A 17831-nucleotide genomic window follows, 5' to 3' on the forward strand; every position below is an offset into this window, starting at 1 on the left:
TGCTACGCGCGGACTCGCACGCCGTGGACGCGCTGATTGCGGCGGCGGCGCGCGCGCTCGCGGCCGGCGATCCGCTCGGCGCGCTTGACCGCGTCGCGTTGCGCGACGACGCGCCGGCGCTCGCGCTGCGCGGCATCGCGATGGCGCAGCTCGGCGATTTCGTGCGCGCAAAGGCGCTGGTGCGCGCCGCCGCGCGCGCATTCGGCGCGCAGTATGCGGCCGCGCGCGCCCGCTGCGTGGTCGCCGAAGCGGAGATCGCGTTCGCGTCGCGCGATCTCGCATGGCCCGCCAGAACACTCGACGCCGCGACCGCCACGCTCGACGCGCACGGCGATCGCGTGAATGCCGCGCATGCGCGGTATCTGGCGGCGCGGCGTCTGCTGCTGATCGGCCGTCTCGACGAAGCGGAGCGCAAGCTTGCCGCGCTCGATCCCCGGCCGTTTCCGCCCGCGTTGCGGGCCGCGCATGAGCTGGTGGTCGCGGGAGTCGCGCTGCGGCGTTTGCGCAGCGGCGCCGCTCGTGCCGCGCTGGCGCGGGCAGCGCGCGCGGCACACGAGGCCGGCATTCCGGCGTTGATCGCGGAAGTCGAAAGCGCTTCGGCTGCACTGAGCAAGCCGGCGGCGCGCATGATCGCGAGGGGCGAAGAAGAACCGATCCTCCTCGATGAGATCGAAAAGCTGCTGACCTCGAACCAGGATGGTGGTCCGCTCATCGTCGACGCTTGCCGCTACGCGATCCGCGACGCCAACGCGGCGGTTGCGCTCGCGAGCCGACCTGTGTTGTTCGCGCTTGCTCGCATGCTAGGCGAGGCATGGCCCGACGACGTGCCGCGCGACGCGCTCGTCGCACGCGCGTTTCGCGCCAAACGCGCCGACGAATCACATCGCGCGCGGTTGCGCGTCGAGATCGGCCGGCTGCGTGCGGCGCTCGGCACGCTCGCGAGCGTCAGCGCGACGACGCGCGGCTTCGCGCTCGCGCCGCGGCAAGCGCGCGAGGTCGTCGTGCTGGCGCCGCCAGTCGAAGGCGAGCATGCGGCGCTGCTCGCGTGTCTCTCGGATGGCGAATCCTGGTCGAGTTCCGCGCTTGCGCTCGTGCTCGGCGCGAGTCAGCGCACCGTGCAGCGCTCGCTCGACACGCTAGCCGCGGCTGGCAAAGTGCAGCCGGTGGGCGAGGGGCGCGCGCGCCGATGGATGACGCCGCCGCTCGCCGGATTCGCGACGGCTTTGTTACTCCCTTCCCCGTTCCCTTCGTGATTAGGATGGTCATCATGAACCACTCTGCCGCCAGAATCGTCCGCGAATATGGGCCCTTTACGGGCGTCGATAAAGTGCACGGGGTCACTTATGACGGCCGGCTGGTGTGGATCGCGACCGGCGAACGGCTCGACGCGATCGATCCGGCGAGCGGCGAGACGCTGCGCTCGATCGCGGTTGCCGCCGACGCGGGCACGGCCTTCGACGGCGAGCACCTGTTCCAGATCGCGAATGGCCGCATCCAGAAGATCGATCCGCAGAGCGGCCGTGTGCTGTCGACGATCGCGGCGCCCGGCGACGGCGGCCACTCCGGCCTGACTTGGGCCGAGGGTTCGCTGTGGGTCGGTCAGTATCCCGAGCGGAAAATCTATCAGGTCGATCCGGACACTGGCGCGGTGTTGCGCACGATCGAATCGAATCGCTTTGTGACCGGCATTACGTGGGTCGACGGCGAGCTATGGCATGGCACGTGGGAAGGTGACGAGAGTGAACTGCGGCATATCGATCCACGCAGCGGCGAGGTGCTCGAGAGCGTCGAGATGCCGGCCGGCGCTGGGATCTCCGGACTCGAATCGAACGGCGCGGATCTGTTCTTCTGCGGCGGCGGCGGCAGCGGGCTCGTTCGTGTCGTGCAGCGTCCGGCGCGAGATAGCGGTTCGCAAGTGACGGTCGATTCTACGAGCGAGTGAGTCATTACTTGAATCGCCCGGCGTCGTTATTGGCGCTGGTATTTGGCTTATTTGTACTCGTCGATAACGTAATTCATCGATAGTAAGAAAAGCGAAATATTTCTTTTCGTTACTCTTATCGCGCTGGTCGTCCGTCTTCCTGCGACGGCGTCTTTGCCTGAAAAGGCATCTTTTTTTTCAAACCTTTGTGCATTGGTTCGGCTCACGCGAGGCGGATGATGCCATCCGCGCCGCGGCCGAACCCTAAGCCCAGCCTGCCACACACACGATGCTGCACCACGCACGCGAAGCATTCGAGTGTTTATCAACAGTAGCGCGGAATCGGGAACATTTTTACCGCTTGCCCGTGCATTGCGGCTTTTCGCAAGACGTCGTGAACTGAACCAAGTCGGGTTGTCACGCTAATCCTTATCGTGGGCAGACATACTTTTTACACAATCCCTTCATATTATTCGCTCGTTTTACTAAGTGTTGCCCCCCATAAAAGAAGCGGTTGCCGAAACAACTCACACAGGGTCCTCCAAATGTCATCGCATCACAAAATGCGTCCAGCGCTTTGTCTAACGTCCGTTGCCGCTGCCTGCGTGCTCGCAGCTTGCGGCGGAAATTCGGACAGCCCCGCTCCCAACAACAACGCCAGCACGACCTACTCGGGCGTGGTCGCGGCAGCTGCCTTCGTACCGGGCAGCGCGACCGGTAACCCGAACCTGAAGGCCGGCTACTACTCCGGTGCCACCGTGTTCGTCGATGCCAATGGCAACGGTGTGCTCGACAACGGCGAAGCCTCGGCGAAAACCGACGCCAACGGCCATTTCTCGTTGACCACGACCGCCTCGGGTCCGCTCGTCGCTGACATCACGACCTCGGCCACCAACACGGCATCGGGCGCGAAGGTCGCGAGCCACCTGATCCTGCGCGCTTCGGCCGACCAGATCGCCGACCAGGGCGCCGGCAAGGTGGTGATCAGCCCGTTGTCGAGCGAAGTGCAGCGGCTCGTCGAAGCCAACGGCACCAAGTACGCGGCGGAGAAGGCCAATCTGTCGACTCGTCTGTCGGGCCCGGCGTTCAACAACGCGTCGGTGACGGTTCCTGCCGCCGACGTCCTGGCCGACGTCAACACTCTGTCCGGCGCCGAACAGTATGCCGTGCTGTTCGAACAAAACGCACTGATCAACCGCTACACGTACGCGACCACGAAGCTCGATCGTGGCGACAAGTACCCTGACGCGCTGGCCGTTGCCGGAGGCGATCCCACCTTGGCAAGCGTTTCGGGCATCACCGCTGGCGAGACCATCCCGACGGATGCGCGTAAGGCGATCACCTTCGCACAAGCCCAGCAGGCTGCGTTCAACGTCGAAGCGATTCCGCGTTACGACAACATCTTCGTGATCATGCTGGAGAACAGCAGCACGAACCGCGTCAAGGGTTCGGCGTACATGCCGGCGGTCAACTCGATGATCACCAACGGCAACTACTTCTCGACCTACTTCGCGACCGGCAGCCCGTCCGAGCCGAACTACACCGCCTTGGGCGGCGCCGACGACTTCGGTATCGGCGACGACAACTGGTGGGGTTGCGCCGCCACCGGCACCACCGCCCCGACGGACAAGCCTTTCGCCGGCGGCACCGCTTCCGACGGCCAACCGCTGCCGGCCCACGTTGCGCTGACGCCGAACGACCCGATTATCGGTACCACCGCGGGCGGCGCCACCGTGGCCGTTGGATCGCTGCTGTCCAATTACACGGCAGCCGCCAACCAGGCGTGCTCGACGGATGGAACCGGCTCCGTTGCCAACCACAACATCATGAACGCGCCGAACCTGTTCACGCAGATTTCGAACGCGGGCCTGACGTGGCGTACCTACAGCGAATCCATGAACCCGGGTCAGGATCCGCGCGCCGACAGCCTCGGTGACACGGGTATATCGCAGGCCTATAACCAGACCGACGGCAGCATCACCGTGACGGGCACGCCCTTCGCCATGCCCGGCTCGCTCTACAAGACCAAGCACCATCCGGGCATGGCCTATCAGAACGTGCGTAACCAGCCGGAGTTCTACGCGAACAACCGCACGATCTTCGGTACCCAGTACTACACCAACGCGGCCGACCTGACCAGCACGACGCTCTACAAGGTTCCGACCGGCTACAACGTCGACCAGTTCAGCACCGACCTGGCCAAGGGCGACGTCGGTACGCTGAACTTCATCATGCCCGACCAGTGCGATGACTTGCACGGCACCGGCAGCGACGGCACCTGTAAGGACAGCACGACCGCCTCGGGTACCGTTCCGGCTCACTCGCTGTTGACCCGCGCCGACTTCTACACCAACGCGGTGGTGCAGAAGATCAAGGCTTCGCCGCTGTGGCAGAACAAGCAGCGCAACGTTGCCATCGTGGTCATGTTCGACGAAGGCAATGGCGCGTCCAACGGCGCCGGCAGCTCGTGCTGCGGCTGGGACGTGGGTGGCAAGGCTACGCAGATGCAGAACGCGGACGGCACCTGGACCCCGGTTCAGGCGAAGTACGGCAACGGCAACAAGGGTCACGGCAACTCGATCTTTGTGCTGATGACCAACCAGCAAGACGTCGGCACCGCGCCGAAGGGCGTCGCCGACAGCGATACGTATAGCCACTTCTCGTTCGTGCGCACGCTGCAGGACATGTTCCAACTGGCCGACCCCGGTGTTCCGACTTCGTACGCCAACCGTTCGAAGTACACGGAATCGTACATTGCGCAGAACATCGCCAACCTGCCTGAATACGCTGGCAGCGCCGATACGCACTACGACGCGGTTCGTCCGATGAACCACGCCTATGTGATTCCGGCCGGTTACACGCAGAGGTTCCAGACGGGTGACGTCAACGATCCGGCGCAAGTCGGTCCCGACGCTACCCAGAAGAACCTGTGGGCAGCGAAGTAATAAAAAGTACTAAAGGGTAAGCACGCGCAAGCGTGCCATTCATCAAGCAGTAGCCTGCGCGGGGGAGTGGTTCGGCCGCTCCCCCGCCGGCCGTTTTATCGAACAAAGCCGGGGAGTAGCGATGCGCAAGGTTTATGCGGGGGCGCTGTATGTCATCTTGTCAACATTGGCCGCTTGCGGGGGCGGGGGTTCGTCGCAGTCGTCCTCGACTGACGCCGGCACGGGCTCGACGGGGTCCCCGGGGTCGGCGCCTACGAGCACACTGAGCGCGGCGGCCCAGATCGGTGAGCAAATGTTCTTCGACAAGAACCTGTCTGGCGGCAAGAACCAGGCATGCGCGTCCTGCCACGATCCGGCGTTCGCCTACGGCCCGCCCAACAGCCTGGCTGTGCAGCTCGGTTCCGATGGCGTATCGGAAGGCCTGCGCGCGGTTCCTTCGCTGCGCTACAAGGCTATGACGCCGGCCTACGACGACAATGCTTCGAACCCGGACGGCATCACGGCGAAGGCGCCGGGCGGCGGGTTCATGTGGGACGGCCGCGGCAAGACGCTGGCCGATCAGGTAGCGCTGCCCCTCCTCAATCCCATCGAAATGAACAACGCCTCCAAGGACGCGGTGGTGCAGGCGGTGAAGAACTCCGCATATGCCGCAAAGTTCACGGCGGTGTATGGCCCGGCCGTGTTCGGCGATACGGACACGGCGTTCCAGGACATCGGACTCGCGCTGCAGGCCTTCCAGAATGAAGACCCGAGCTTTGCGCCGTATTCCAGCAAGTTCGACCTGTATGCGAACAACAAGATCGGCGGAACATTGACGCCAGCCGAAATTCGCGGAATGAACCTGTTCAACGATACCGATCACGGAGCCGGCTGCGTGGCCTGTCATTTCATGGGCGCGAACTTCAACGGCTCGAACGCGCTGGGGACCGACTTCACCTATCAGGCGATCGGCGCGCCGCGCAACGACGCGTCGATCCCGGACAATCCGAACCCCATCGCGGCCAACCTGAACGCGAGCTACTACGACATGGGACTGTGCGGCCCGATCAATAACGGCAGCTATGACAGCCACACACCGCTTTCGGCCACCAGCGGCGCCGGCCCGGACCCCTTTACGGGCGTCAACAACCCGGATCCGTATTGCGGCCGCTTCAAGGTGCCTACGCTGCGCAACGTCGCCGCGCGCAACGCGTTCTTCCACAACGGCGTGTTCCACTCGCTCGAGCAGGTGGTTCGTTTCTACAACACACGCGACACCAACCCTGAGTACTGGTATCCGTCCACGGGTGGCGATTCGACCAAACTGACCAGCAACCCCAGCTATGCGCTGCAACCCACCTATGCAACGGGCGCGACGGTGAATATGTTCAACGATCTGCCGGCCGCCTACCAGGGCAATATCGACGAGGAACTGCCGCTGGGGCAGGGCCAGACCGACGCGGGCGGCACCACCGCGTTGAACGGTGCGCAGCCGCGTGCTGTCCATTCGGCGCCGCAACTGTCGGATCAGGACGTGCAGGACGTGATCTGTTTCCTGAATACCTTGAGCGATGGCTACCACGCTCCCGCAACGCAGCCCACGAGCGGTAGCTGCGTGAATTGATCCTTCTGAATACTTGAACTATCCACGATGATGCATTTTTCGAATGCGGTGCGCGGCACTGCCATTGCGTGTTCCCTGACGGCGGCGTTCTTGTTGGGCGGTTGCCAGAACAAGACCGAACCTTCCGCGGAGAACTTCACCAACACCATCACGCACTACCTCGCCGACCGCGGCCACCTGTGCGTGGCGAAATACGATTGGCCCATCCACGTGGCCGATCAGGACGCCGTGGTCACGCATTCCCGCGATGCGGTGCAATTGCCGGTGATGGAAAAGCTGGGCCTCGTCAAGAGCACCGCGATGATGGTCGAGCGCACTGGCGAGGACGGAGCCAGGATCGAGGCTCCGGGACGCGAGTATGTGCTGACCGACGAAGGCAGGAAGTTCTACCTGCACAATCCGGTGGTGGTGGCGACACCCGGGAAGACCCTCACGCACGACGCCGATCTATGCGTGGCTACGCTGTCTTTGGACAAGGTGGTGGGCTGGGAGCCGCCCGTGACCCGCGACGGCGAGACCAGGACCTCGGTGCTCTACACCTATAAGATCGACCCGGCGCCTTTTGCCAGGACATCCGAGTTCCAGCGAGTGTTCCCGATGGTGGCGCGTGTGATCGAAGGCGCCGGCACCATGCAGCTGCGCGAGGGCGTGCGCCTGACCAAGGACGGCTGGGTAGCGGAAGAATATTTCGTTCGCTGATCGTTGAGTTGCCAACGGGGTGCGCACGACTGGATCGCGCGGAACCTCATGCGCGGCGGCTCCCATGCCGCCGCGCCGGGACCACCCGCACCGCTATGGCGTCCCCGCTGAACTCAATCCCGTGCTAGCAAAATAGATCACGAGAAAATACAGCAGCACGTAGAGCGCGTAGGTCTGCCCGTTGCCGGTGTAGACACGACGTATCCGTGCCGCCGCCGCGAGCGCGAAGTGCGACAGGCCGCGCCAGAAGATCTGCGCGACCGGCGGCACCGTGCGGCTCAGCATGGGCCGATAGAAGTGGTAAAAGTCCGGAGCGTTGCGCGCGTTGCCGCGGCGGCTGCGGTAGTACAGCTCACCGAGTCCGAACACGATCGCGGTGACGATCAGCACGACGATCACGACCGGCGTCGGATTCCAGAACCCGTAGATGCTTTCGAGCGACATGCCGCCCCATACCAGTGTCGCGGCGAACTGCGGATCGATCGCGGCGGATACCGGTTCGAGCAACACCTTCGGAAAGAACGACAGGATCGCGATTCCGACCACGAACAAGAACTGCGGCACCAGCAGCATCACCGGCGCTTCGCGCACCTGTGGCCGCTGCGGCGGGCGCGGCTTCAGGAAAACGCCGTTCAACAGTCGCAGCATGTACAGAAAGCCGGCGCAGGTCGCGAGCAGCCCGCACACGGCGAGCCCGAACCAGCCCTTGTCGATCATCGCGCTCAACAACAGCCATTTGCCGCCGAAGCCCATCAGCGGCGGCAGGCCCGACATCGATACGAGCGCGATCACGACCATCGCGAACGTCAGCGGCGTCTCGCGCGCGAGACCGCCCACGTCGGCGAAGTTGCGCGTGCCGGTGCGCAAGATCACACCCGCCAGCGCGAGGAACAGGATGCCCTTCACGAACATGTGATTGGCGACCAGGTACAGCGCGGTGACCCAGCCGAGATGGCTCATCAGGCCGATCGCGGTGACGATATAGCCGGTCTGGCTCATGCTCGACAGCGCGAGCATGCGTTTGAAGTCGTTCTGCCGCAATGCCATCAGCGCGCCGAACAGCGTCGTCAGCATGCCGATCCAAGTCATCACGTGCGCGAGTTCGAGGCCGACCTCCGAGCGTATCGTCAGATAGGTGCCGATCAGCAGGCCGAACATCGCGACCTTGCTGACCACCGCCGAGAGCATCGCGGTCACGTCGTCTTCCGCTTCGGTGTAGGCGCCCGGCAGCCATACGTGCACGCCGATCGCGCCCGCCTTGATCAGGAAGCCGGCCGCGAGCAGCACGAACGCGTGGTTCGCTTCCGGTCCCGAATGGATCAGCGCCGATAGTGCGATGGTGTCGTCGATCACCGCGACGTTGGCGAAGCCCGCCAGCAGGAAGAACGCCGCCAGCAGCGAAAACAGCAGGAAGGTCAGCACGTGCGGGCCCGCGCGCCGGCACTTCGCGATCAGGAAGCACGACGACAGCGTGATGATTTCCCAGCTATAGAAGAATTCGAGCGACGTCGACGAGCGCAGCAGCGCTGGAATCGACAGCGACAGCACGACGAGCATCGGATAGAAGCCGGGGCGCGCATCGTCGCGATAGAGACTCGCCGCGGCGATCACGAGGCTGCCCGCGAGCAGCAGCCAGGCGAACAGCCCGGCGATACGGCCCGCGCCCTCGCAAAGCAGACTGCCGATCAATCCAATCGCGATCACCGCGAGCACGCCTTTCACGCGCCCTGGCAGACGATCGGCCGCATAGAACAGCGCGCCCGCCGCGAGCGGCGAGAAGATCCACGCCGACGCGACGCCCGAGAACACGGCCGCCATATAGGCCGCCGCGATCAGCAGCACGGCGACGCCGAACAGCGGCAGCAGCGCGGCGAGGTTCGGGCGCGCTTTGGCCTCGACACCGGACGGCGCCAGCGCGCGCACGAACCAGTGGAACATGTAACCCGCTTCGAGCAGCGAGCCGCTCAGGATCAGCACGATCCAGTACGGCTTGCCGGCGGCGGTCAGGCGCATTACGAGTTCCCACTTCGCCCAGAAGCCGGGGAACGGCGGCAGTCCCGCGATCGCCACCAGGAAGAGGCCGAGCAGGCCGATCAGCAACGGGCTGCGCGACAGGATCGCGCGTGCGTCGTCGCCATGCCGCCGCAGCACGCCGTTCAGCCAGAACAGCCCCGCCTTCGCGAACAGATGGTTGATGAAGAGGCCGCCGACGACGAGCGGGATCGATGCGTCCGCGCCGACCTGGCGCAGCAACGCGAGCGAAAGCATCAATAGCGCCATTTGCCCGATCGACGAATAGCCGAGCACGCGTTGCGGCTTCGTCTGCTTGATCGCGAGCAGGTTCGAGAACAGAAACGTGACGCCGCCCGACACGGCGAGCAGCGTCAGCTGGCCGTCGAAAAGCGGCAGCAGTTTCAGCAGCGCGAAGAACACGCCCGCCGACACGCCGACCGATACCATCGCGGCGACGCCGCTCGGCGCGGTCTCGTAGACGTCGAGCCCCCAGCCGTTGGCCGGAAACGGCTTCAGTTCGATCACTAGACTCGCGAACACGAGCAGAATCGCGGCCGTGCCGATCGGGCCGCCGATTTGCTCGCGCAGCGACAGCAATTCGTCGATGTTCAGCGTGCCGCTCACGTAGTAGAGCAGCACCGCGCCGAGCAGGAACAGGGTCGACGCGATCACGGTCGCGAGGATGTACTTGAACGCGGCGGCGAGCGCGGCGGGCGTGCGCTCGAGCCCGAACAGGCCGTATGTCGCGATCGACACGATCTCGAGAAACACGAACAGGTTGAACAGGTCGCGGGTCATCACCATGCCGTCGATGCCCATCACCAGAATCAGGTACAGCAGCAACGCCGCGTAGTTGCCGCGCAGTCGGTCCCACAGATGCAAGGCGCCGAGCAGCGCGACCACGTTGACGCTGAACGTGAAGAAGCCTTCCCACAAGCCGAAGCGCAGATTGATCGACACTGGCGGCAGCGCACCGGCGGTCAGCACTTCGATCGTATCGCCGCCGTCGAGCAGGCCGTAGAACGATACCCCGGAGACCAGCACGATTCCGCACAGCGCGATGAAGAAGCCGAGCGTGAACCACGGCTTGCCGAGCCGATACAGCAGCGGAATGACGAAGCCGCCGCCGAGCCCGAGAATGAAGATCTGCAACGGATGGAACAGCGCGGCTACCATTTCGACTCGGTGAAGGCGTCGATGGCGAGCGTCTTCTTGGCCGCGTAGAGACGGATTGCGAACGACAGCATGATGGCGGTGACCGATAGCCCGATCACGATTGCCGTGACGACGAGCGCCGATGGAATCGGATCGATCGCGCGGTGCGCGGCGGCGGATTTGCTGAGCGCCGCATCGATGATCGGCGCAGTGCCGCCCGTGATGTAGCCGGTCGCGACCATCACGATGTGCAGGCCCGTGTCGATCACCGCGAAGCCGATGATGATGCGCAGGATATTGCGGTGGGTCAGCATGCCCCACAGGCCGATCAAGGAAAGGCAGAAACCCGTGATCAGCAGGATCTTCGAAACCGGGATGCCGGTGCTCATGCGCTCTCCTTTTCGTTCAGCTTCTGAACCGGTCGATGATGACGCTAAGCTCCGCGCCGACCTTGACACCGAGCAGCGTGGAAATCAGCGGGATCGCGCCGGCGCTGAAGAACGCGCCGAACTGGCCACGCGGCAGAAAGCGCGCGTCGAGAAAACCGCCCGCGAGCACGAGGCCCAGAATGCCGATGCAAACGTAGAGCACGCCCGCGAGCGACTCGACGACGCTCAGCAGCGCCACGTTCAGCGTCGAGCGGGGCCGCGCGAGCAGCATCAGCATCACCGCGGATGCGACGATCGCGCCGCCCTGGAAGCCGCCGCCCGCCGACAGATGGCCGTTGACGATCACGTAGCCGCCGAAGGTGAAGATCATCGGCAGCAGCACCTGTTTGCCGGTATGTACGATCTCGCCGGCGGGCCGGCGCGCAAGCGCAGCTTCGTCCGGCGCAGCGGTGGGTGTTGCGCTTTCCTCTTTCAGCAGCATGCCGACGCTCGCCGCGACCATGAACAGCACCGCGACTTCGCCGAGCGTGTCGAAGCCGCGAAACGTGATCAGGATGCCGGTCACGATGTTCGGCGCGCCGAGTTCGAGCGGCCCTCTGACGACGTAGTACCACGCGAGCGGGCGCAGCCCCTGCAACTCCGCATAGCCGCCGACGATCCGCCAGAACACGACCGCGAACAGCAGCACCGTCAGCAGCGCGAACACGCGACGCATCATCATTCGGCCTTCCCGGCGGTGCGCGCATCTTCGTCGGCGAGCGCGTCGGTGATCGTGGATGGGGTCATTGGCGTGCGGATCAGCCAGGCGGCGCGCGATAGCGCATGCGAGGACACCGGGTTGGTCACGAGCACGAAGTAGATCAGCAGAATCAGGCGGAAGGTCCAACTCGGGTGGTAGAACGCGAGGCCGATCAGCACGAGCATGTTGCCGAGCGTCGACGCCTTGGTGCCGGCCTGAATGCGCGTATACGCATCCGGCATTCGCAGCAGCCCGAGGCCGGCAGAGAACAGAAAGACGGCGCCCAACAAGATGAACACGCTGCCGGTCAATTCGAACATGCGCTAGCCCTTCTGATAGCCGGTCTTGCGGATCGCGTACAGAAAGACGAAGGTCGTGAGTCCCGAGCCGATCGCGGCTTCGGCCATCGCGACGTCCGGCGCGGCGAGCAGCAGGAAGGCGACCGCCGCGAACAGGCTCGCGAGTCCCGAACTCACCATCGCGGCGAGCAGATTCTTCAGGCAGACGGCCAGCACTCCGCTCACGAGGATGCTCGCGCACATCAGCAGCAGGAGCAGTTCGAGCATCGTTCACAGCCCCCTTTCGAGAAAGCGCGCAATCGCCAGCACCGCCAGAAAGCTCAGCAGTGCATACACGAGTGCGACGTCGATATAGACGAAACGACCGGAGAACTGCGCATACAGCGCGATCAGCGACAGCGAGATGACCGTCAGCACGTCGATCGCGACGATGCGGTCGACGAGTGTCTTGCCGATCACGAGACGGATCACGCCGAACAGGATCGCGAACAAGATCAGCACGCCGGCGATCCGGAGCATGATCTCAGCCAAAGACTTTCTCCAGATGCTTTTCGAACGGTGCGACGAGTGTCCTGGTCGCTTCGTCGATATCAGTCGTCTTCACGTCGAGCCAGTGAATGAAAAGTATGTCGTCGCGAATGTCCATCACGAGCGAGCCCGGCGTGAGCGCAATCGAATTGGCGAGCGCGAGACGGCCGAGCGGTGTTTGGAGGCGAGTGCGAACCTTGACGATGCCGGGCTTGATGTCGATACGCGGCGAGTACACCAGCGCCATCACATTCAGATTGGCGCGTACGAGCTCGACGATGAAGGTCACGCTATACGCGGCGAAGTGATACGGCGCCGCTGGCGTTAGACGTAGGCGCTGCCATGCTTCGCTCGACGAAACGAAGACACGCGCGATGACGAAGGTAATGACGAGACCGACGAGAGCGGGTTCGATCGCGAGCGATGCATTCGCGACCATCCAGATGACGAACAGGACGACCCAGAGGCCGGCCATTCCCCGAGGAACGAACGACGACACCGGTTTTCCGTTGTTCGAAGCCATGTCATCGGTTCCTAAGGAGGCCGTGCGGAAAATTCTAAGTGACAATTTATGGCAAATCAAACCCGATGCGGATCGACGCTCGTTTATTGAAAAAGGACCACGATAGGGCTGTTTGCCCGCCGAAGCCCGATCCAGGGCTATGCGCGGCCCGCATGAATTGATTTTTTTAATGAATTGTGCGGATCGCCGGAACACGGTCGAATGTCGGGTTTCTCGCGGCCCGCGTATAACGGTGTGCCGCCTGTTTGAATTCATCAAAAAACCGATAAGGAGCAACAATGAAAGCCATGCTGGCCACCCTGACGATTGCACTGCTGGCCGTATCGTCCGGAAGCGCAATCGCCAAGGAATGGTCGACCGTGCGGTTCGGGGTCGACGCGAGCTATCCGCCGTTCGAATCGAAAGCCGCCGACGGCAAGCTCGTCGGCTTCGATATCGATCTTGGCAATGAGATTTGCCGCCGGCTCAACGCGAAATGCGTGTGGGTCGAGAATTCGTTCGACGGCATGATTCCCGCGCTGAAAGGCCGCAAATTCGACGGCGTGTTGTCGACGATGTCGATGACGCCCGCGCGTCAGGCGCAGATCGGGTTCTCGTCGAAGGTGTTCCGCATTCCGACGCGTCTCGTCGCGAAGAAGGGCTCGCCGATCGTGCCGACGCCGGAAGCGCTGAAGGGCAAGCGCATCGGCGTTGAGCAGGGCTCGATTCAGGAAACCTACGCGAAGACGTATTGGGAGCCGGCCGGCGCGGTGATCGTGCCGTATCAGGATCAGGATCTGGTGTATTCGGATTTGCTTGCCGGCCGTATCGACGCGTCATTGCAGAACGCGGTGCAAGCCGATATCGGCTTTCTGCGCACCCCGCGCGGTAAGGACTTCGGATTTGCCGGCAATCCGCTTTACGACGCGAAAACGCTCGGCAGCGGCACGGCGATTGGGTTGCGTAAAGAAGATACCGATCTGCAGGAAAAGATCGACAAAGCCATTGCCGATATCCGCGCGGATGGCACTTACAACCGCATTGCGAAAAAGTATTTCGACTTCGACGTGTACGGTCAGTGAGCCGGGACCGCGCTGCAAGTGGCCAGCCTGGACCTGGCACTCGCGCGGCCCGACATCTAAACTGGTGTCATCACCTTCCTGAGCCGTGATGTGGCGAGCCGGTATGCCCGAATCGGCTGCAAGCGCCGCTTCATCCGGCCCGACCCGCATTGGGGAGGCACTGACATGCAGGGCTTTCAGATCACGTTCTTCACCCAGCAGGGGCGCAGCCATCATGGCAAGCCGCTTGCCGACTGGCTCGTGCGTCTCGCGAGCGAACTTGGCCTGCGCGGCGCGACCGTGATTCCGGCTTGCGAGGGCATCGGCCATCATCATCGCATTCACTCCGCGCACTTCTTCGAGCTTGCCGATCAACCGTTGTCCGTCGTGATGGCGGTGACGAGCGACGAAGCCGATCGGCTGTTCGATCGTCTGCGCGCTGAGGGTTTGCATCTGTTCTACGTGAAAGCGACGGCCGAGTTCGGAGTCGTCGGAGAGGACGACGGGGCTTGAACGGCCGGCCCCGATGGCAGGTCCCGAACCTCGTTTTCTCGACCTGGTCCGCGTACGCGCGCGGGCATGCAGCCGCACAGGGCTGTGATGGGCATGTCGAATGCTTCGCTACTGGAGTCATCCCAAGGAGAGCGAATCATGCGACAAGCTGCGACAAACATGCTGATCGCGCTATCGGCCATTGCGTTGATGACGGGCGCATCCGGCTGCAAGCGGTCGGCCGAGAACGGCCGCATCTCGACGGGCCAGATGAGCAGCGGTGTCATGAGCAATTCGGCGAGTCCGCGTGGCACACCGGGCGATAGCGACGCGGCGAATCGCGCGAACGGCGAGGCGGGCGCGGCAGCGAGCGCGTCGCCCGCCGCGAGCGCCGCCGCGGCGGTCCACAGCACGCCGGCGAGCGGGGCGTCCGCGACGCAGTAAGCGTCGCTCGGACGGGCGCATGGCCTAACTATTCGTCCAACGGATCGGGGTCGCCCAATGCTGAGTCGATCGCGCGCTGGGCATTGTCGACGGCCTCGCCGATCGCGGGTTTGCCGCGCAGCGCGGAGCGCGCATGACGCGGAGCGGTCCAGGCTTCGAGGTCGCGAGCGTCGGTATCGGTGCGATCGATTCGCGTGGTGATCGACGAACCGCCGGCCGGGTCGTCCTCGACGAGCACGGTGATGGTGAAGCCGCGGTGGAGATGAACTTCCTGCATCGACGGTTCTCGTGGCTGGTTCGCTTTCGGAGCAGCATGCGCCGTTCCATGCGCTCGGGGCTCGTGCGCTCAATAGAACGGGACGCGGAACCGCGCGCAGCAGGCGGCTCAGCGGAGGCCCGCTCCAAAGGCTATGCCGCGGGCTCCTCGTGCCGCACGTTGACCATCCACGGCACGCCGAAGCGGTCGATCAACGTGCCGAAGCCACTGGTCCAGAAGGTCTGCTGGAACGGCATCGTGATCTGTCCGCCGTCCGCCAGCGCGTTGAAATATTTCTCGCCGGATGCCTGGTCGTCGGCGGTGACCGACAGGCTGAAGCCCGCGTGCACGGTATCGCCGCCGCGGCAATCGCCATCCGACATCAGCACGTGCGTGTTACCGATGACGAGCGTCGCGTGCATGATCTTGTCGGCGTGTTCGGGCGCGACCGGGCGAGCGGGATCGGGCGGCGCGTCTTTCGCGCGCAGCTTCAGCAACTCCTGCGCGCCGAGCGCCGAACGATAGAACGCAATGGCTTCCTCACAACGGCCATTGAAGAACAGATAGGGTTGGATTTCCATGCTGATTCCCTGAGACGGGCGAGGGTAGGCAGACGATTCTATCAGCGTGATTTCGCGGACGGTCGGCTATCGAACCTGTGAGCACGCGACACCTGCTGCTCTTCAGTGTACCCTCCGCTTCATGCCTTCGCGGCATGACTGCCGCCATTGGCCGGATATGCCTCCTGCAACGCGATGGAGCCGGTTTCCAGCAGCGATTTGAGGTTGGACATGATCTTCGGCCAGCCGCCCGACACGGCTTCGATGAACTTCGACTGATCGCGCTCGATCGTATGCGTGAGCGTCAGCTTGACCGCCGTTCCGCTCGGTTCGAGTTCCATAGTGCAGCGTGAATCGCCTTCGGCTTGCAACTCGGGCCGCTTCTGATGCCGCCAGCGAATCACGAGGCGCCGCGGCGGCACAGCCTCGATGATCTCGCCCGCGTCGAAAGTCTCCCCCGCGCTCGACACGAGTTTCCACGACGAGCCCGCCGTCCATTCGCTATCGCAGTGCATGCCGAACCAGTACTGCTTGATGAACTCCGCGTCGGTGAGTGCCGACCACAACTGTTCCGGCGTGGTGCGGATATAGGTCACGTAGACGAATGTGGATCTAGTCATTGCCTTTCTCCAGGCGTCGTTTCAGGGTAGAGAGCGCCATCAGGCGCGGCTTTTCGAACTTGGCAATCCAGCGCTCGTAGATTTGCTGCAGCGGCACCGGATTGAGGAAGTGCAATTTTTCGCGCCCGCTGCGTACCGTCACGACGAGGTTCGCCGCTTCCAGCAGGCCCAGATGCTGCGTGACGCCTTGCCGCGTCATGTCGAGGTGCTCGCACAGGTCGTTCAGGGTCTGGCCGTCGTGCGCGTGCAGAACGTCCAGCAGCTTGCGCCGGCTCGGATCGGCGAGGGCTTTGAACAGCAGGTCTGTGTCGTCGGGAAGCTCGGCCATGAACGGCTATAGGCAAGTGATCTGTTGCATTTACTATAGGCAAGAGATTGCTTGCATGTCAAGGAGAGTGGGGAAGCCTCGTGGGTCCCACTATCGGGGCACAACAAAGTCTGCGGGAAGGCAAAAATTACGTTTCGGGAACAACAAAGTGTGCGGGAACCTCGAAATTCGGTGTGCAGCGCACAATTTCCCGGGAGCTTTGCTATCGAAGAGGTGATTCTGATAGAACGACAATGACGCACAGAGTATGTGCGCCGCGGAGCACAGGGCGCATCTTCGTTTGGCCAAAATTCGGGGGCATGTTCAACGCGACCGGCTCGCGTGGTTGAAGCGCCGGCTTTCGGCCTTCGGGTTCGCTGGCGGCGTCGCGCTGACCTTGCGGCTTAACGTGCTCACTGCGGAAGTGATGTGGGTGGGCCCACATCGCAGCTCCCTGTAAAGCAAAGAAGCCGTGGATGCGTTGGCAGTGCACTGTGACGTCGACGGTCATCTCCTATCTGGACCGCGGACAACGTGCGACGGCTTCCGTGATCTAGTGCTCGTTGCTAGAGAATCATTCAACTTGTTGAGTTAGCTCTGCACTGCAGAGCTAGATGGCGAGCATCAGTTGATTCTCCTTTGTCGCGAAGCTGGCCGAATGGCAGGCGCACGCTTGGTGCGCGCCACGTCTACGAGGCGGCGGTTCAGTTTGTTCAATTTGGCTTGCACTTTCCCTCCAGCCGGACTTGTTGGCTCGGCGTGCGCCGGCAGAAGAATCTCCTCCCAGAGAATCTGGCGGTAATCGTCGCGCATTCCCGAACGCTATGGTGCATGCGAATCGCCACGACGTGAATTACTGGATGAGCGACGAAGAGAAGCGCAAAGCGCCGGCGTCGGCCGCGCGCTTCTTCGATGCCGCGGAATTTCGATGACGCCGTACGAGGAGGCGGGAAAGCTAGCCTTGTCCGATGGTGAGGCGGAGCTTGGCGCCGGCATTCTCGCGAGACCAGTATACGGCCATACGATGTACGTGGTCGAAAGCAACGGACAGCGGCTACTGCTGTGGGGCGATATGTTCACGGCGCCGCGGCGCAGTTCGCGAATTCAACCGCCATCAATCGGGCGAAGGCGAGAAGTGACGTAGACGTATTCTTCCAGCATGTGACGGGCAAGAAATCGCTCCGACAAACGGCACCGCGCTAATCACGGGTCTCTCGGCTTCGTCGTCGCAGAACTAGGTCGCCGCACCGCCGCGAATCGGCTGGTCACGACGCGGCATGCGGGCAATCGTGGGGGCA

Annotated in this window: 19 protein-coding genes; 8 read left to right on the forward strand and 11 right to left on the reverse strand. The window is 63.3% G+C overall.

Features of this window, described 5'->3' with window-relative positions:
- The first annotated feature begins 23 nt into the window (after positions 1-23).
- The 5 genes from AB3X89_RS07890 to AB3X89_RS07910 all read left to right on the forward strand — a co-directional run bounded on the left by AB3X89_RS07890 (position 24) and on the right by AB3X89_RS07910 (position 7168).
- Positions 24-1253 (forward strand): helix-turn-helix domain-containing protein, encoded by a 1230-nt coding sequence (locus AB3X89_RS07890; protein ID WP_368582653.1) that lies wholly within the window; start codon positions 24-26, stop codon positions 1251-1253.
- A 14-nt stretch (positions 1254-1267) separates the two neighbouring features.
- A complete protein-coding gene (locus AB3X89_RS07895) occupies positions 1268-1942 on the forward strand; it encodes a glutamine cyclotransferase (protein WP_368582654.1) in 675 nt (224 codons plus the stop codon).
- Positions 1943-2466: 524 nt separating this feature from the next.
- A complete protein-coding gene (locus AB3X89_RS07900) occupies positions 2467-4866 on the forward strand; it encodes an alkaline phosphatase family protein (RefSeq protein WP_368582655.1) in 2400 nt (799 codons plus the stop codon).
- A 121-nt stretch (positions 4867-4987) separates the two neighbouring features.
- On the forward strand, positions 4988-6469 hold the full coding sequence (locus tag AB3X89_RS07905; RefSeq protein ID WP_368582656.1) for a cytochrome-c peroxidase: 1482 nt from the start codon (positions 4988-4990) through the stop codon (positions 6467-6469).
- A 27-nt stretch (positions 6470-6496) separates the two neighbouring features.
- Positions 6497-7168, forward strand: a complete 672-nt coding sequence (locus AB3X89_RS07910) for a hypothetical protein (RefSeq protein ID WP_368582657.1) — start codon at positions 6497-6499, stop codon at positions 7166-7168.
- A gap of 93 nt (positions 7169-7261) precedes the next feature.
- On the opposite strand, the gene AB3X89_RS07915 is transcribed toward AB3X89_RS07910, so the two are convergent.
- From AB3X89_RS07915 to AB3X89_RS07945, 7 genes are read right to left on the reverse strand one after another with little or no spacing between them, the layout of a single operon-like run.
- Positions 7262-10357, reverse strand: a complete 3096-nt coding sequence (locus AB3X89_RS07915) for a complex I subunit 5 family protein (protein ID WP_368582658.1) — start codon at positions 10355-10357, stop codon at positions 7262-7264.
- Entirely contained in the window at positions 10351-10725 is a 375-nt protein-coding gene (locus AB3X89_RS07920) for a sodium:proton antiporter (RefSeq protein ID WP_368582659.1), read from the reverse strand. The genes AB3X89_RS07915 and AB3X89_RS07920 overlap by 7 nt, the downstream gene beginning before the upstream one ends.
- 16 nt (positions 10726-10741) lie before the next feature.
- Positions 10742-11446, reverse strand: coding sequence for a Na(+)/H(+) antiporter subunit B (locus AB3X89_RS07925; protein ID WP_368582660.1), 705 nt, complete (start codon positions 11444-11446; stop codon positions 10742-10744).
- Positions 11443-11784: a monovalent cation/H(+) antiporter subunit G gene (gene mnhG / locus AB3X89_RS07930; RefSeq protein ID WP_368582661.1), complete on the reverse strand. Its 342-nt coding sequence runs from the start codon at positions 11782-11784 to the stop codon at positions 11443-11445. Before mnhG ends, AB3X89_RS07925 begins: the two co-directional genes overlap by 4 nt.
- 3 nt (positions 11785-11787) lie before the next feature.
- Complete coding sequence (locus AB3X89_RS07935; RefSeq protein ID WP_018433708.1) at positions 11788-12030, reverse strand: hydrogenase subunit MbhD domain-containing protein; 243 nt, start codon at positions 12028-12030, stop codon at positions 11788-11790.
- A gap of 3 nt (positions 12031-12033) precedes the next feature.
- Complete coding sequence (locus tag AB3X89_RS07940) at positions 12034-12294, reverse strand: monovalent cation/H+ antiporter complex subunit F (protein WP_176378568.1); 261 nt, start codon at positions 12292-12294, stop codon at positions 12034-12036.
- On the reverse strand, positions 12287-12814 hold the full coding sequence (locus tag AB3X89_RS07945; protein ID WP_368582662.1) for a Na+/H+ antiporter subunit E: 528 nt from the start codon (positions 12812-12814) through the stop codon (positions 12287-12289). The genes AB3X89_RS07940 and AB3X89_RS07945 overlap by 8 nt, the downstream gene beginning before the upstream one ends.
- A gap of 278 nt (positions 12815-13092) precedes the next feature.
- On the opposite strand from AB3X89_RS07945, the gene AB3X89_RS07950 reads away from it, so the two are divergent.
- The 3 genes from AB3X89_RS07950 (at position 13093) to AB3X89_RS07960 (ending at position 14790) form a co-directional block, all read left to right on the forward strand.
- Positions 13093-13875 (forward strand): ABC transporter substrate-binding protein, encoded by a 783-nt coding sequence (locus AB3X89_RS07950; protein WP_368582663.1) that lies wholly within the window; start codon positions 13093-13095, stop codon positions 13873-13875.
- A gap of 165 nt (positions 13876-14040) precedes the next feature.
- On the forward strand, positions 14041-14367 hold the full coding sequence (locus tag AB3X89_RS07955) for a DUF190 domain-containing protein (RefSeq protein WP_368582664.1): 327 nt from the start codon (positions 14041-14043) through the stop codon (positions 14365-14367).
- A 138-nt stretch (positions 14368-14505) separates the two neighbouring features.
- Positions 14506-14790 (forward strand): hypothetical protein, encoded by a 285-nt coding sequence (locus AB3X89_RS07960; RefSeq protein WP_368582665.1) that lies wholly within the window; start codon positions 14506-14508, stop codon positions 14788-14790.
- 28 nt (positions 14791-14818) lie between these two features.
- Here AB3X89_RS07960 and AB3X89_RS07965 read toward each other — a convergent pair whose 3' ends face one another.
- The 4 genes from AB3X89_RS07965 to AB3X89_RS07980 form a co-directional block, all read right to left on the reverse strand.
- Positions 14819-15067, reverse strand: a complete 249-nt coding sequence (locus AB3X89_RS07965) for a hypothetical protein (RefSeq protein ID WP_368582666.1) — start codon at positions 15065-15067, stop codon at positions 14819-14821.
- 131 nt (positions 15068-15198) lie between these two features.
- Positions 15199-15627: a VOC family protein gene (locus AB3X89_RS07970; RefSeq protein ID WP_368582667.1), complete on the reverse strand. Its 429-nt coding sequence runs from the start codon at positions 15625-15627 to the stop codon at positions 15199-15201.
- A 119-nt stretch (positions 15628-15746) separates the two neighbouring features.
- Complete coding sequence (locus AB3X89_RS07975; protein ID WP_368582668.1) at positions 15747-16226, reverse strand: SRPBCC family protein; 480 nt, start codon at positions 16224-16226, stop codon at positions 15747-15749.
- Entirely contained in the window at positions 16219-16554 is a 336-nt protein-coding gene (locus tag AB3X89_RS07980) for an ArsR/SmtB family transcription factor (protein WP_368582669.1), read from the reverse strand. The genes AB3X89_RS07975 and AB3X89_RS07980 overlap by 8 nt, the downstream gene beginning before the upstream one ends.
- Positions 16555-17831: the final 1277 nt, after the last annotated feature.

Source organism: Paraburkholderia sp. BR14320, assembly GCF_040948665.1.
Taxonomy (GTDB): Bacteria; Pseudomonadota; Gammaproteobacteria; order Burkholderiales; family Burkholderiaceae; genus Paraburkholderia; species Paraburkholderia youngii.

Coding starts and splice junctions, on each gene's coding strand:
- AB3X89_RS07970 (WP_368582667.1), bottom strand. CDS start 15,627: ATGGAAATCCAACCCTATCTGTTCTTCAATGGCCGTTGTGAGGAAGCC.
- AB3X89_RS07905 (WP_368582656.1), top strand. CDS start 4,988: ATGCGCAAGGTTTATGCGGGGGCGCTGTATGTCATCTTGTCAACATTG.
- AB3X89_RS07945 (WP_368582662.1), bottom strand. CDS start 12,814: ATGGCTTCGAACAACGGAAAACCGGTGTCGTCGTTCGTTCCTCGGGGA.
- AB3X89_RS07920 (WP_368582659.1), bottom strand. CDS start 10,725: ATGAGCACCGGCATCCCGGTTTCGAAGATCCTGCTGATCACGGGTTTC.
- AB3X89_RS07925 (WP_368582660.1), bottom strand. CDS start 11,446: ATGATGATGCGTCGCGTGTTCGCGCTGCTGACGGTGCTGCTGTTCGCG.
- AB3X89_RS07960 (WP_368582665.1), top strand. CDS start 14,506: ATGCGACAAGCTGCGACAAACATGCTGATCGCGCTATCGGCCATTGCG.
- AB3X89_RS07980 (WP_368582669.1), bottom strand. CDS start 16,554: ATGGCCGAGCTTCCCGACGACACAGACCTGCTGTTCAAAGCCCTCGCC.
- AB3X89_RS07895 (WP_368582654.1), top strand. CDS start 1,268: ATGAACCACTCTGCCGCCAGAATCGTCCGCGAATATGGGCCCTTTACG.
- mnhG (WP_368582661.1), bottom strand. CDS start 11,784: ATGTTCGAATTGACCGGCAGCGTGTTCATCTTGTTGGGCGCCGTCTTT.
- AB3X89_RS07910 (WP_368582657.1), top strand. CDS start 6,497: ATGATGCATTTTTCGAATGCGGTGCGCGGCACTGCCATTGCGTGTTCC.
- AB3X89_RS07935 (WP_018433708.1), bottom strand. CDS start 12,030: ATGCTCGAACTGCTCCTGCTGCTGATGTGCGCGAGCATCCTCGTGAGC.
- AB3X89_RS07950 (WP_368582663.1), top strand. CDS start 13,093: ATGAAAGCCATGCTGGCCACCCTGACGATTGCACTGCTGGCCGTATCG.
- AB3X89_RS07975 (WP_368582668.1), bottom strand. CDS start 16,226: ATGACTAGATCCACATTCGTCTACGTGACCTATATCCGCACCACGCCG.
- AB3X89_RS07965 (WP_368582666.1), bottom strand. CDS start 15,067: ATGCAGGAAGTTCATCTCCACCGCGGCTTCACCATCACCGTGCTCGTC.
- AB3X89_RS07955 (WP_368582664.1), top strand. CDS start 14,041: ATGCAGGGCTTTCAGATCACGTTCTTCACCCAGCAGGGGCGCAGCCAT.
- AB3X89_RS07900 (WP_368582655.1), top strand. CDS start 2,467: ATGTCATCGCATCACAAAATGCGTCCAGCGCTTTGTCTAACGTCCGTT.
- AB3X89_RS07915 (WP_368582658.1), bottom strand. CDS start 10,357: ATGGTAGCCGCGCTGTTCCATCCGTTGCAGATCTTCATTCTCGGGCTC.